The 14,249-nt window shown below is 55.4% G+C and carries 11 protein-coding genes; 1 reads left to right on the top strand and 10 read right to left on the bottom strand.

Annotated features, from left to right (window positions below; genetic code table 11):
- Nucleotides 1-38 precede the first annotated feature (38 nt).
- Nucleotides 39-917, top strand: a complete 879-nt coding sequence (locus tag AB4876_RS14480; protein WP_368382491.1) for a DMT family transporter — start codon at nucleotides 39-41, stop codon at nucleotides 915-917.
- On the opposite strand, the gene AB4876_RS14475 is transcribed toward AB4876_RS14480, so the two are convergent.
- The 10 genes from AB4876_RS14475 to AB4876_RS14430 form a co-directional block, all read right to left on the bottom strand.
- Nucleotides 914-2,719 carry a BatD family protein gene (locus AB4876_RS14475; RefSeq protein ID WP_368382490.1) on the bottom strand — a complete coding sequence of 602 codons (1,806 nt, stop codon included), beginning with the start codon at nucleotides 2,717-2,719 and terminating at the stop codon, nucleotides 914-916. The two genes, AB4876_RS14480 and AB4876_RS14475, sit on opposite strands and share 4 nt — an antisense overlap.
- Nucleotides 2,706-4,667 carry a VWA domain-containing protein gene (locus tag AB4876_RS14470; protein WP_368382489.1) on the bottom strand — a complete coding sequence of 654 codons (1,962 nt, stop codon included), beginning with the start codon at nucleotides 4,665-4,667 and terminating at the stop codon, nucleotides 2,706-2,708. Before AB4876_RS14470 ends, AB4876_RS14475 begins: the two co-directional genes overlap by 14 nt.
- Nucleotides 4,664-5,710: a VWA domain-containing protein gene (locus tag AB4876_RS14465; RefSeq protein WP_368382488.1), complete on the bottom strand. Its 1,047-nt coding sequence runs from the start codon at nucleotides 5,708-5,710 to the stop codon at nucleotides 4,664-4,666. Before AB4876_RS14465 ends, AB4876_RS14470 begins: the two co-directional genes overlap by 4 nt.
- Complete coding sequence (locus tag AB4876_RS14460; RefSeq protein WP_368382487.1) at nucleotides 5,703-6,221, bottom strand: DUF4381 domain-containing protein; 519 nt, start codon at nucleotides 6,219-6,221, stop codon at nucleotides 5,703-5,705. Before AB4876_RS14460 ends, AB4876_RS14465 begins: the two co-directional genes overlap by 8 nt.
- A gap of 22 nt (nucleotides 6,222-6,243) precedes the next feature.
- Nucleotides 6,244-7,200, bottom strand: a complete 957-nt coding sequence (locus AB4876_RS14455; protein ID WP_368382486.1) for a DUF58 domain-containing protein — start codon at nucleotides 7,198-7,200, stop codon at nucleotides 6,244-6,246.
- Complete coding sequence (locus tag AB4876_RS14450) at nucleotides 7,197-8,153, bottom strand: AAA family ATPase (protein WP_368382485.1); 957 nt, start codon at nucleotides 8,151-8,153, stop codon at nucleotides 7,197-7,199. The genes AB4876_RS14455 and AB4876_RS14450 overlap by 4 nt, the downstream gene beginning before the upstream one ends.
- Nucleotides 8,154-8,245: 92 nt before the next feature.
- Nucleotides 8,246-9,673, bottom strand: coding sequence for a wax ester/triacylglycerol synthase family O-acyltransferase (locus tag AB4876_RS14445; RefSeq protein ID WP_368382484.1), 1,428 nt, complete (start codon nucleotides 9,671-9,673; stop codon nucleotides 8,246-8,248).
- Nucleotides 9,674-9,875: 202 nt separating this feature from the next.
- Entirely contained in the window at nucleotides 9,876-10,736 is an 861-nt protein-coding gene (locus AB4876_RS14440) for a putative RNA methyltransferase (protein WP_368382483.1), read from the bottom strand.
- A gap of 102 nt (nucleotides 10,737-10,838) precedes the next feature.
- Nucleotides 10,839-12,308 carry an AAA family ATPase gene (locus AB4876_RS14435; protein WP_368382482.1) on the bottom strand — a complete coding sequence of 490 codons (1,470 nt, stop codon included), beginning with the start codon at nucleotides 12,306-12,308 and terminating at the stop codon, nucleotides 10,839-10,841.
- Between the two features lie 120 nt (nucleotides 12,309-12,428).
- Nucleotides 12,429-14,225, bottom strand: coding sequence for an ABCB family ABC transporter ATP-binding protein/permease (locus AB4876_RS14430; protein ID WP_368382481.1), 1,797 nt, complete (start codon nucleotides 14,223-14,225; stop codon nucleotides 12,429-12,431).
- Nucleotides 14,226-14,249: the final 24 nt, after the last annotated feature.

Genomic DNA, 14,249 nt, shown 5'->3' with positions numbered 1-14,249 from the left:
GGTGGGTGTGCTATCTGCCGGACTTTAGAGATTAGTCATTGATTATTTCTGCCCCTCAAAAGCAATTGCTAACTGGATTGTCGCTGTCGTTAATTACCGTGTTTTTATCGAGTACGGTGGCGGCGGTGGGTAAGCACGTTTCCCAAGAAGTTCATGTTTCTGCGATAGTTATGGTGCAATACGGTCTAAGCTTTCTGTTTGCGTTGCCCGCTATATTACGCTCTGGGCGAGCGGGCCTAGTGACTACGCGGCCGGGTTTACACTTAATTCGCGGCATTAGCGGCTGTGCGTGTTTCTATTTGTTTTACCTCGCACTAACGCATATCGCACTGGTTGAGGCGACCTTGTTGCGGGCCTCGGCGCCACTGATGGTGCCATTGGTGCTTTTACTGTGGTTTAAGCAGCGCGTGAGCCGCCATGCCTGGCCGCCCTTGGTGGTGGGGTTTGTCGGGGTAATACTGGTACTAAAGCCGGGTTTTGCCGGCTTTAGTCTGTGGCATGTATTGGCCCTGTTGTCTGCGTTGGGGTTGGCGGTGTCGATGGTGAGCACCCGCGAGTTAATGCAGGGCGAGCCTCAAAACAGAATTTTGTTTTACTACTTTTTGATTTCGGTCATCGTTAGCCTGCCCTTCTTCCTATTTAATTATCAGCCCATTCCCCGCACGGCGTGGCTGGGCTTGTTGTATATGGGCGTGGTGATTTATTTGGGCTTTGTGCTTTATACCTTGGCCTACCGTTATATTTCGGCGTCGGTGTCGGCGCCGATTAGTTATTTTGCGGTGGTGTTTAGCGGGCTTTTAGACTGGTTGATTTGGGATCATATTCCAGACCAGCTAACCCTTGTAGGCATTCTCTGTGTGGTGATTGGCGGCGTGCTGGTATTGCGCAATCCGCCAGAACCTGAGCACCGCGCTTAAACCTTAGACGGATACAGTGGCGCTAATGGGGCGGTCTCTGCGCTCCTTTTGGCGGTTCTGCCGCGCAGGGTTTTAACTGCCTCAATCAGGGCCTTTGCATCGATTTCCCCGCCTTGCTGGGAAAATAATTGGGCATCGAGGGCGTCGCAATAGGGCTTAAGTTCGCTGGCGCGTTGTGCTAATTGGCTTAGGCTTAAGCTTTGCTGGTAATGGGCCTGAGCCCAGTGAATTAGGGCCGAGCGCAGCATTGGCGCAGCGGCGGCGCTCTGCACACACTTTTTCAATTGGCTAAATGCCTGGCTTTCACTCGTTGTTTTTCCCTCTGCTTTGGTGCTGTTGGCAGCGTTTGGCGTGCTGTGGCGAGCGCGATACCACGCGGCGGCAAACGCGGCATTGCTGAGGCAGAGCAGGGCGATAAGCGACCACAGTAGCGGGCTGGTAGCGGTGCTCGTTGCGTCGTCATTATTGGGGTTCGGATTGCTAGCTGTGTTGGCCGCTTGGCTGGTGCCGCCTGCCGTCAAGTTGTTTGGCGTGGCGTCAGTATTGTTACTGCCATTGCCGAGCAGTGCCGGTCTAACCGTAATGCGGCGCTCGGCTAAGACGGCTACTTCGGTTTTGTTAGTCTTGGTGTTCCACCAGGGAATCCGCACCTCGGGCAGAATAAATTCGCCGGCTTTGGTGGGAATAATCGCCATCGATTCGCTGCGGATGCCAGTCCATTTCGATTGTTCGTCGCCTTTTTCTATCTTGGCTTGGTCGGGGTAGAGTTTGGCATTACTCAATGTATAAATGGGCAAACTCGGTAACTGCGAGCCCAGTAAACCGTCGGCCTGAATACTTACTGTGCGGGTGATGGAGTCGCCAACTCGAATATTGTCGGGGTCTTTACTCCAGTTTTCATTGAGCACTAACTCCTTGGCGGGCAACCATACCGCGCCCTTAAACTCTGCTGGTGGCGGCATAATTTTGAGTCGATGTTCTTGGCTGCGCTTCACTACAAGGCGGCCAGGGTCGAGCATTGATGGTCGATAGCCTTCAACCCGCGCCTGTAAGGTAAGCGCCGGAATTGTCAGGTCGCCACTGGTTTGCGGATAGATTGAATAATGACGTTCAATAACTTGGTAGTAGCGGCCGTCTACCAAGGTTTGATAGCGCTGCTCGCCGGTGGCTTCAATTACCGCGTTATCCACTTCGGGTGCTTCTAGGGAAGCGTCTAAGAAATTCACCGAGGTAAAGATTTTCACCGTGTATTGCAGCTCACCCTGCACATAGGCTGAGCGCGGGGTGACGTCGGATTCTAAATACACGCTGTCGCCATTACTGCCCCGCGATTGGCTGCTCGCTTTGCTTACGGATATGGTCAGCGCCCTGGTCTGGTATTTGCCCATCGTAATGGCGGGGATGGTTAAATTACCCTCGCGCTTGGGGGCGAGGGTGTAGTCCCATTGGCGACTGCTATTTACCTTGCCGTTGATGATATTGGTGCGGCTGCTTTGCTGGCGTCTAATAACGTGAAAATCATTTTCCAGCGCGCTGATGTCGGGTTCGTCAGTGAATAAAATACTGTCGGCGACCAGCGATAATATAAAGGTTTCTTCGCTGGATATTTGGTTGCGATCAACACTGGCGCGCACACTGGTGTCGGCAAACGCGCTTGGCATGCCGCTTAGTATGCTGAATAAAATAAGCACCAATTGCAGTGCGCCAAAGTGGCGGTGGGCTGAATGTCGCTTCATAGGCTGGGTGGTGCTCGCTGTGGCGTAGTGGGTGCGGGCAAGGCTAATGGGATTAATAAGGCGCATAATCCTCCCTCTCGATTTGCTCGCCGCGATGTTGGCGGAGCTGGTGTTGATACTGAAATTTGTTGCGCAATAAATTGTCGGGGTTATCCGGTATTTTGCGCAGCCATTGCTCTTTTGATTGGTCAGCTTCGCTCAGCGGCGCTTGGGACTCTACTGCGCCGGCGGGCTTGCCGTTTTCTTTGGGGTCGGCGTCTGGAGCGTCTTCTCCAGGCTTTTGCTCGGCAGCTTGTTTGGCGTAGTCTTCGGCGAGTTCAGACTTGCGCTGCTCCGCTTGCTGCTGCTTTTCTCGATCAGCACTGCTTTCGGCTTGATCTTGCTCGGTAGCGTCTTGGGATTCTGACTTGTCGTTTTGCTGATCATTCTTACCGCTATTTTTTTGATCAGAATTATGCTGCTCAGATTTATCTTGTTGCGATGAGTCGCCTTGCTTGCCGTCTTGATTTTCTTTCTGGTTGTTGTCTTTTCCATCTTGGTCTTGCTGATCAGATGATTCAGACTGTTGATCTTTATCTGATTTGTCGCCGTCGCCTTTCTGGGATTGGTCTTGTGACTGGTCCTGCTGCTGTTCTTGCTGCTTTTTCAAATCCTCGACAATGGCTTTATTGCGCTGGGCATCGCTCATGTCGGGGTCTTGTGCCAGTGCTTCCTCGAAGGCGGCGATGGCTTCCTCTAGTTTGCCAGCCTTTGCTAGCGCATTGCCGCGATTATAGGCGGCATCGCTACCGCTAAGTTGGGCATAGCTCTCGGCGGCTGCGGCATAATCGCCGGCGCGATACTGGGCACTGGCCCGCCACGCGGGGTCTTTAAATTGCTCGGCAGCCGCGGCGGGGTCGCGCTCTAATAAGGCTGCGCCGCGCTGGTCTGGGGTTTGCCATAGGTCGTTAAATTCTAGGGCATTGGCGGTGTTTGGCTGGGCGAGTAATAGTAGCGGCAATAGCAGCGGTAGCAGCACATTGGGTAGCCAGCTGCGCCGAAAACCGAGTAGGCTCAATGGCAATAGCAATAAGACTAGCCACGCGCCAGCGTCTTTCCATTGGTCAAATTGACGCTCGGAATTTTTGCCGGTGGCGCTCTCTGCGCTACTGGCGGCGTCGGGGTTTAAGGCGCGGATATCGCTGTCGTCTAAGCTGAGTTCGCGATAATCGCCATTGCCTGAACTCGCCAAGGCGCGCAGCTCGCTAACGCTAAGGGCGGGCACAATAATATTACCGCTGCTGTCTTTGGCAAAGCCGCCCTCGGGCAGGGGAATGGGGGCGCCGTCGCGAGTGCCAACCGCCAATACCGAGAGCGGGTAGGGGCTGTCGTCGAGGAATTTCTGCAAGCCATTTAACTGCGCTTTATTGATACCGTCGGTAATAAGCAGAATTCTGCCGCTGCCACCGTTTTGGTCTAACAGGTCTTTGGCGAGTGTTACGCCGGCCAGCGGATTGCTGCCAATCTGCGGCATCATGCCTGGGTGCAGGCCGGGAATCAGCGTGAGCAAGGTGTTTACGTCGTCGGTGAGCGGTGCCACCACAAAGGCATCCGCGGCGAATACCACTAAGCCGGTTTGACCATCTTGGCGCAGCTGCAATAGATCGCGGAGTTTGAAGCGCGCCTGGCGAATGCGCGAGGGTTGAATATCTTCCGCCAACATCGACGGGGATAAATCCAGCACCACCACCATGCCCTCGGTGTTTTTGTAGAGCGGGGTGGGGGCTTGCTCCCAAGCGGGGCCAAGTAAGGCGAGCCAAGCGATGGCGCTAAGCAAAAATAATAATGTCAGTGATCGAGCGGGTTTGGCGCCACTTTTACCGTCAAGCAAATAGGGTAGTAGGCTGGGGTCGATATGCTTTTGCCAAGCGCCCTGCTGGCGGCTTTGCCGCGCGAGGAGCAAGGCGGCGATGATTAGGGGAATCGCTGTCCACAGTAAGTCTGGGCGTATCCAGTGCAAGCTTGGCAGGGTCATAGCGTGCCCCCATTTTGGTTTGGCGCAGGCTTGCGGGGCGCGAGTTCGGGTAGATTGCGCTTGAGCGCTAATAGCAGCCACAGGCCGGCGGCGAAGAGCAGCGGCCAGTGCAGTAGCGAGCGCTCGGGGCGGAGCATTTCCTGCTCTTGGTCAATAGGTTCTAATGCGGCGATGGCGGCATACGCGGCCTGTAATTCAGCGGGGTTGCGGGCGCGGTAATAGGCGCCGCCGGTGGTGTCGGCAATGCTTTGCAGGGTGTCTTCATCTAGATCGGCCGACGGGTTGACGGTGCGCGCGCCAAAGTTGCTGCCAAATATACCGGGTACACGCATCTCAGTGGCGCCAACACCGATGGTGTAGATCTTAATGTTTTCGGCAGCGGCTAATTTGCTGGCTTCGAGGGGGTTTAAATTGCTGGCAGTGTCGGCGCCGTCGGTAAGGAGCACCACGACTCGGCTGTTTTCTGGTCGTTCGCGCAGGCGCTTTATGGCAAAGCCAATGGCGTCGCCGATGGCGGTTTGTTTACCCGCAAAGCCAACTTGGGCCTCGTCCATTAAGGTGTTAACGGTGTCGAGGTCGAAGGTCAGGGGTGACTGAATATAGGGCTGACTGCCAAACAGGATCAGGCCGAGCTTGTCGCCGCGGCGCTGTTGTACAAATTGATTAACGACCGCTTTAACAACAGTGATCCGCGGCAGCGCCTCATCTTGAATGATCATGTCTTCTTGCGACATTGAGCCGGAGATGTCGACCGCGAGCATAAGGTCGCGGCCCTTAGTGGGCATGGCAACGGCGTCGCCAATCCAAATTGGTCTGGCGCTGGCCAGCAAGAGGGCGATCCATAGCAGTAACATCAGCAGTAAATCGAATTTATTACTGCTGTGTACGGGGGCCGATTGCTCGCCACTTAAGCTGCGCAATTGGCTAAAAAACGGCACCCGCAGTGCGGCGCCGCTGGCGCTGGTTTGCGCTTTAGACAGCCAGCGGACTAGCAGGGGTAGCGGTAGTAGCACAAAAATCCATGGCCATTGCAATTCAAACATAATGGCTCCGATGACGGGCGATCCACTGCTGCGCTTGCTTAAGCAGCTGCTGGCGATCTAGGGGCGCGGCGTGAGCCTGATAGGCTGCCGCAAACAAGGCATCGAGATTGGCCTCGGTAAACGCGGGTTTAGCGCCGCAGCCATAGTAAATAAAGGTTTGCCATTGCTCGCCACTGAGGCCAGCTAGTGCAGGCGCAGCGGGTTTAGATTGTTGGCAATGAATAGCAACTCTTCGCAATAATTGATTGAGCTGGCGGGCAAACTCGGCGTCGTTGTCGATGGCCTTTAGGGCGGCTAATTCTAATTGCGCGGCGCGGCGGTAGGCGCTGCGTCGGCGGTAGTGCCGCCACAGCCAGTAAGCGGCTGCAATTAAACAAAGGCATAATATAATTACTACCCACCAGCCCAGTGCCCAAGGAAAGTTGGGAACGGCGGGGGGCAGATGAATATCCGCTAGCTGGTCTAGGGGATTTGCACCCGCTGGGAGCTGGGTTGGGCTAGGCGTATTCATAGTGGTGTTGTCATGACGAGATTCATTTGCCCATCATGCCCCGTTGCAAGGTGTCAAAAAACGGCGCATCGGTTGCCAGTGAAATATGATGAATACCGGCGCGGCGCAAGCTGGCTTTTAGCCGCAGTTGGGCTTGCTCGCGGCGCTCGTGAAATTGTTGGCGCAGCGCGGGGTTAACCATTAACTGCAAACGCTCCCGCCCATTGCTGACCGAATACATGCCCGCACCAGGTAAGCTGTCTTCGAGTGGGTCTTGAATCGCAACGGCGATAACATCGTTGTGCCGCGCAATGAGATGAAGCTGGCGCTCGGCGTCTTGTTCAAAACCGTTAAAATCGCTGACGACATATACCGTGGAGCCGGGCCTTGTGATGCGGCGCAATTCTTCAAAGGCCTTGGCGAGACTTTGCGGCGCATCGATAAGCTCATCGCCGCTTGCACTGGTGTCGGCCAATTGCTGATTGTAGCTGGCGGCGGTGTGTATAAAATTTAACACTGCGCGGTGACTGCGCCGCGGCCGCACTTCGCGGTGCTGGCTGTCGGTAAATACCAAACCGCCAACCCGATCGTTATTGTCTAAGCCGGCCCAAGCGAGGGTGGCCGCAACGTGGCAGGCGAGCACCGATTTGAAACAGTGGCGACTGCCAAAAAACATGCTGTTGCGCTGGTCTAGGCAGAGCACTACTGGGCGCTCTTTTTCCTCTTCAAATATCTTGGTGTGGGCTTTGGCGGTGCGCGCGGTGACTCGCCAGTCGATATGGCGAATTTCGTCGCCACCCTGATATTCCCGCACATGATGAAAGGCCAAGCCCCTGCCTTTTACCGGCGAGGCGTGGCTGCCACTCTGTTTGGCAAAATGGCGGCGCTTGGGGGTGGCGCGCAATTGTGCGCCGGCAAAACGGGTGTGGATCAGCGCCTGCTGATCCACAATGGCGCCCTGAACCGGCGCGCTAAAATTGCCCCGTGGCAGGCTGCTCATGCCACCGGCACCACCTGCAGCAGGCGGTCGATAATATGGTCTTTACGAATGCCGTCGGCCTCGGCTTCAAAGCTGAGAATAAGGCGGTGGCGCAATACGTCGTGGGCAATGGCTTGCACGTCGTCGGGGCTAACGTAGTCGCGGTCGTTGAGCCAGGCGTGGGCGCGGGCGCAGCGGTCGAGGGCAATGGTGGCGCGGGGGCTGGCGCCCACTTCTAACCACCCGGCTAACTCGGCGTCGAGGCGGGCGGGTTCACGGCTGGCAATAACCAGCTGCACCATGTATTCCTCTACCGCTTCGGCCATGTGTAAATTGAGTATCTGCTCGCGGGCCGCTAGCAAGATGTCTTGGCTGAGAGGCTCGGGCTGGCTAATCTCGCCTTTGGCTTCGGCGCGCACGCGGCGCAGAATTTCCAGTTCTGCCGCCGCGTCGGGGTAGGCGACGTTCACGTGCATTAAAAAGCGGTCGAGCTGGGCTTCTGGCAGCGGGTAGGTGCCTTCCTGCTCCAATGGGTTTTGGGTGGCCATTACCAGAAACAAGGGCGGCAGCTGCAGGGTGTTACTGCCCACGCTGACCTGACGCTCGGCCATGGCTTCTAGCAGCGCCGATTGCACTTTGGCGGGCGCGCGGTTGATTTCGTCGGCCAAGACTAAGTTGTGAAATATCGGGCCGGGCTGAAATTCAAAGGCACCGGTTTCTGGCCGGTAAATATCACTGCCGGTAACATCGCCGGGCAACAAGTCGGGGGTAAACTGAATGCGCTGAAAACTGGCCGCGATACCGTCAGACAAGGTTTTAATCGCTTTAGTTTTAGCCAGCCCAGGTGCGCCCTCGACCAGTAAATGGCCGTCGGCCAGCAGGGCGATAAGTAAGCGGTCGACCAAACTTTGCTGGCCAATAATTTGCGAAGTCAGCCAGTTGCGCAACTGGCTGATAGCGTGTTTTTCCGTCATCGAGGGAGGTCCCTTAGCGAGCGAGTTTTTATATCCGTTTATGTGACATTAGAAATGGGGATTTGCTCACTAATTTCAAGGCCAAATTCAGATTAGTTCGTTGTGGCGGCGGATTTTACGCTGTTATCCAACGCGGCAAAGGACTCAAGCAGGCAGCGGCGGTAGAGCTCGGGCTCATGCAGGGTTTTGGGGCTGCTGAGTACCGACAGGGTCATTACGCCGTTGTAGCTCATGGCCACATGAAAGAGGCCTACGTGATCCATAATTAAACCGAGGCCGAGCATATCCACTAATTTGGCGTCGTTAAAATACAGCGGCACTGGTGGTCCAGGTACATTGCTCACAAAGGTGCAGGCGGGCATGGCGACCCCTCCGGGCCAGTAAGCGAGGGCCGACAGGGCGCGCAGTACACCGGCTTCGATACTGCTGGGCAGGGCACGACAGACGTTGCTCAGGGTGCTGCGACCAATATGGTCACTGAGCTTTTTGGCTGAATTAGCGCCGTCGCGCACCGCCAACAAACGTTGTAGAGGGTCTTCGATGTCGGTGCGTAAATTGCCAATCAGCATACTGATGGCGTTGCCACAGTTGTCTTGATCGCGGCTGCGAACATTGACCGGAATAAGCGATGCTAGCGAATTGCTGGGGAGTTTGTTCAACGCAATTAAATAGTTGCGCAGGGCGCCGCCGATGATACATAAAATGACGTGATTGACGGTGGTGTGGGGGAAGTGGCGGCGAATACTGCGTAGCCTGGTAAAGTCAAAGCGCACCAGCAGCACATTGCGCTGGGCGTCGATGCGAGTATTAAAGGGCGACTTTTGCCAGCTGACGGGGGTGGCGTGATCGCGGGGTTCGGTGTCGAGTTCCTTGCGCAGTTTTGGCATGAGTTCGCGGGCTTGCTGAATCAGCTGTAAGGGCTTGCGCAGATTATTAATATAGGCTTTGCGGGCGACGCTCCAAGGGCTTGGTGGCGTCTCACCCTGCCAGTTGTCAGTGGCGGCCGCGGCTTTGAATGCGCGGGGTTTAAGGCCGTGCAGGGCAGCGAGAATATCGGTGCCGGATACGCCATCTAAGGCGGCGTGATGCACCTTCATATACAGGCCAAAGCTGCCCTTGGCGTAGCCGGGCAGGCGATCCATGCCACTGATGAGGTGGGCTTCCCAGAGCGGGCGCTGCATGTCCATTGGCTGGCGGTGGAGCTCGGCGAGAAAATGCTGAAAATCTTCATCAGTGGTGTTGGCGCTGAGTTCGTGGCTTTTGATGTGATTGTCGAGCTTGAAATTTATATCTTCCAGCCAGTAGGGCTGGTCGAGATTATAGGCCACGGTGAGCAGGCGCCGCCGGAAAATGGCTGACAGCGATAGCCGCTGCTCAATGCTGCCGCGTACTTCTTGCAGTTGAAATTTTTTGTGTTTAACGGTTTTTGGGGTGTAAACCATCAGCGCCGCTATATGCATTGGCGCGTGCTGGCGCTCGTTGTGGGCGAAAAGGGCGTCGAGGCCGTTGAGTTGCTGCATAGTGAATCCATCCATTATTGTGTGGCAACACATCTTGTTGGTTCGTATAAGGGCCTTGGCTATAGGCCCAGTTGAATACGCGGATCGACAAGCATAAGGGCAGAAGGTGACGCGCTGATGTCGCCCCCACTTATTTGAGAAGCTGTATAAATGACAGCAATAAGTAGGCCACGTTCACTGCAGCAAGGGTTTTCAGTAGCGCCTAGGCTAGGTGGCTGATGACCCGAATACTGACATCCGCGCTTAGTGCTAAGTCTTCGAGTTTGGCGGCGCGCTCGCGGCCAGCTTTGCTGGCGCGGTAGAGATGGGGGGTCATAATCAGCAGTTGCTCAAATAATTCGGCGCTGAGTTTAGGGGTGCTAAAGCGCAGTGCGGTATCGCTGCTTAGTTGCCATTTGTCATTGAGTCCCGCCGCGAGGCTGGCGGGGGGCGAACGTCGGATTTCTTCGTAAATTTGCTGGCGCAGTTCAATCAAATGCTCGGGGCCGGGGTCGACCATCACAATATGGCCGCCGGCTTTGACTACCCGCTGAAATTCACTGAATACCGGAAAGCCAAAGGTGCAGAGCAGAATATCTTGGCTGTTGTCGGGCAGGGGAATTTGCCGGTTGCTGGCCACTAAACCGTTGATGCCGGAGTTACGGCTGCGGGTGGTGCGCACCGCCCATTTGGAAATGTCTAAGCCGGTGGCGGTGAGGGCGAGTTCGGGTCTGGCGTTGAGTAAATTCGTGCACACGGTGTTGAGATAATAGCCCTCGCCACAGCCGGCATCGAGAATGGCGAGCTCGCTGTGTTGGCCGCAGAGCTCAGCAACGGCTTCTGCCAGAGCTTGGCCGAGGGGGGCATAGGCGCCGCTGTCTAAAAACTGGCGGCGGGCCTGAATCATGATTTGGCTGTCGCCGGGATCGAGGGATTTTTTGTTCTGCACCGGCAGTAAATTAACATAGCCCTGCTTGGCTATATCGAAGCAGTGGTTGTTGCTACAGCGCCAAGTTTTGCCGTCGCGGTGCAAGGGGTGCTGGTCGAGTGGGCAGAGCAAATGTTCTAAAGCGAGAAGCGGCATGGATAATCCGTTGGTAGTAATGCAGCAGTGTGATGCGATAAAGCAGGCGCTGTGCCTGCTCGTTATTATGCCATTTTGCCTGCGCTGGTGAGCCGCTATTTATCAGTCTGCCGCTACTGCTCTACTTTGGCACCACGCGCGCAGGGCGTTGAGTTGTTCGCTCATGGTGATGGATAGCGGCACGGTGGCGTCGATTTCGGCCAGAATATGGGCAGTGCACAAGTCTTCGTTGCGAGCCTTGGCCGAGTAGCGCGCGGCGACAATGGCCTGTTCAATCTCGGCGCCGGTAAAGCCGGCGCTGGCGGTGCTCAGCTCCAAGCAGCGGAAATTGGCTAGCGGGTAGCCGCGTTTTTCAATATGAATGGCAAAGATCTGTTGGCGCACTTGTTCTGAGGGCAGGTCGACAAAAAACACCTCGTCGAGGCGACCTTTGCGAATCAGCTCTGGGGGTAGGCGCTGAATATTATTGGCAGTGGCAACCACAAATACTGGGTGTTGGCGCTCGGCCATCCACGTTAGTAGTGTGGCTAATATTCGCTTGGAAGTGCCGCCGTCGTGATCGTCGCTGCCGATGCCTTTTTCAATTTCGTCGATCCATAACACGCAGGGCGCCATGGTCTCGGCAAGCTTAAGTGCTTCGCGCACATTGCGTTCCGACTCGCCAAAAAATTTATTGTAGAGTGCGCCCATGTCCATGCGCAGCAGCGGCATTCCCCATAAACCGGCGACCGCTTTGGCGGCCAAACTTTTGCCGCCGCCCTGCACACCGACCAGCATAATGCCCTTGGGCGAATCGGCGCCGCCCTGTTGGAATGCCTGTTCGCGCTTGCCTAGCCAGTCTTTAAGTTTGCTCAGGCCGCCAACATTGGCAAAGTTTTCGGTGTCGTATTCAAAGCTTAATACGCCGTCCATATCCAGCAGTTCAAACTTGGCTTTGTTCACGCTGCTGAGGTCTGAGTGGGTGATGGCGCCGTCTTGAAAAATCGCGCCGCGGGCCAGCTTGCGAGCGTCGTCTAGGGATAGGCCACGTAAATTATTGATAAGTTTGTCGAGGGCGTCGCGGTCGGTTTTTACCTTGCGACCGGTGGTGCTACTGAAGTTTTGGGCTTCTTTGTAAATGGCGGCGCGCAGCTTGTGGTCCTCGGGCATCGACAAGCTGAAGCGGGCGCTGTGGCGTTTAAATTCGCTGGGAATACTAAAAGCGTGGCTGATGAAAACCAAGCTTTTGCCGCTGTCTTCGGCGTGCATGGCAATTTCTTTGATGAGGCGGATATTGCGGGGCTCGTCATTTAGGTAGGGGTGGAAGTCGCAGAGTGCGTAAATTCCCGCGCTGTCGAGACTGCGAATATGCTTTAGCACTGCTTCGGGTTCTGCGGTGTGGGGCAGATTGGCGGCTTGGTCAAAATCGGCGCGGCGCAGGCCATCGGTGACCGACCATGAAAACACCGGTAAGCCTTGCTGAATACCAAGCTTGGTAAGCAGCGACAAGGCGCGGCGCTCTTCCCAAGTTTCGATAATAATTACGGGTATTCGCGATTCAATAATCAGGCGCAGGTCGTGGCTGTCGTTCATTGCTTGCTGATTACTCCGGTAGCGGCGCGGTGCGCGATTTTGAGCGGTGACGCCGCGACACTAATAATACGCCGCGCATCAATCTGCCTCCAGACTATAAGACTCACCAACCTCAGGCAATCACTCAGTGACGGCGGGCGTGCGCTCGCGCTGCTGCATCAACCACAGGTGGGCGTATTGTCCCTGTTGTGCCAACAGAGACTCGTGATTGCCCTGCTCGATAATTTCACCTTGGTCTAGCACCAAAATATGGTCGGCGTCGACCACGGTAGAGAGGCGGTGGGCAATTACCAGCATGGTGTGCTCGCGGGCGATATCTTTTATGGCCTCTAAAATAAGGCGCTCGGAGGCGCTGTCTAATGACGAGGTGGCTTCGTCAAAAATCATAATCGGTGATTTTTTGAGCAGGGCGCGGGCGATGGCCACGCGCTGTTTTTCGCCGCCAGAGAGTTTTAAGCCACGCTCGCCAACCAAGGTGTCGACACCCTTGGGCAGACGGGCGATAAAGTCACTGAGGTGGGCCATGCGAATGGCCTCGTGGATATCTTCGTCGCTGGCGTCGATGCGGCCGTAGCGAATGTTTTCGAGAATCGACATATTAAACAGCACAGTGTCTTGGGGCACGATGCCCAACGCGGTCCGCAGTGACGCTTGGCTAACGTTTTTAATATCTTGGCCGTCGATCAGAATTCGACCACCACTGGCGTCGTAAAAACGGAACAATAATTTGAGCAGGGTGGATTTACCCGCGCCGCTGCTGCCAACAATGGCGACTTTTTGTTTGGCGGCAACCTTGAAACTAATGTTATTGAGAATAGGCCGGTCGTCGTGGTACTGAAAATAGAGGTTTTCGACTTCGATACAGCCGTCCTGCAATTGCAGGGCGGGGGCATCGGCCACGTCATTGATGTTGGGCCGCTGGCGAAGCAGGGCAAACATGGCTTCGATATTGGCCATAGAGCCTTTCATTTCGCGGTAGACAAAGCCGAGGAAATTGAGGGGCATAAAGATTTGCATCATAAAGGCGTTGATCAGCACAAAGTCGCCGAGGGTCATTTTCTCGGCCTGCACCTGACTGGCGGCGAGGACCATCGCGGCGGTCATCGCAGCGGCAATAATCAGGGCTTGGCCGGCGTTGAGGGCAAACAGGCTGAGGCGGTTTTGACGGCGCGCCAATTGCCAGCTGGCCAGCTCTTCGTCATAGCGCTGAGCTTCGTAGTGTTCATTGCCAAAATATTTGACGGTTTCAAAATTGAGCAAGCTGTCTACTGCGCGGCTGCTGCTGCGCGACTCGGCCTCATTGGCGCGGCGAATATAAGTGGTACGGCGCTCGGTGGCATAAATGGAAAACGCCACATAGCAAACCACGGCAATCAGTACGATAAGGGCAAACCAAATGCTGTAGCGCCAGCCGAGCAATACCACCACCAAGCCAATCTCAATAAAGGTGGGCACAATATTGAACACCATAAAGCGCAGCAGAAAATTAATGCCATTGGTGCCGCGCTCGATGTCGCGAGATAAACCGCCAGTGCGGCGATTGAGGTGAAAATCTAAATCTAAGGAGTGCAGATGTTTAAAGACCGTGAGGCCGATATTGCGCATGGCACTTTCAGTGACACGACCAAAGGCGGTGTCGCGCAATTCGCCAAATAACACATTGGCAAAGCGCAGCGCGCCGTAGGCGAGCAACAGTGCCAAGGGCAGGATGACAATGGCGGGCTGATCTTTGCTGTCGAGCTGGTCAACAATATGTTTGAGTATAAACGGTAGGCCGACGCTGGCGACTTTGGCGGCCACGAGGCAGAGCAGGGCAAAGCCAATCCGCTGGCGAAATGCCAACAGGTAGGGAATCAGCTCTTTTAGGGTTTTCCAATTAACATCTTGTTCGGGATTAAAGCTAGTGCCGTGGCGCATAGGGAGTTTCTTATATTCGGCGGC

It is taken from the genome of Zhongshania guokunii, from assembly GCF_040892635.1.
Lineage (GTDB): Bacteria > Pseudomonadota > Gammaproteobacteria > Pseudomonadales > Spongiibacteraceae > Spongiibacter > Spongiibacter guokunii.
Note: the sequence above shows the minus strand (reverse complement) of the source record. Positions and strands in the feature narration are given on the sequence as shown.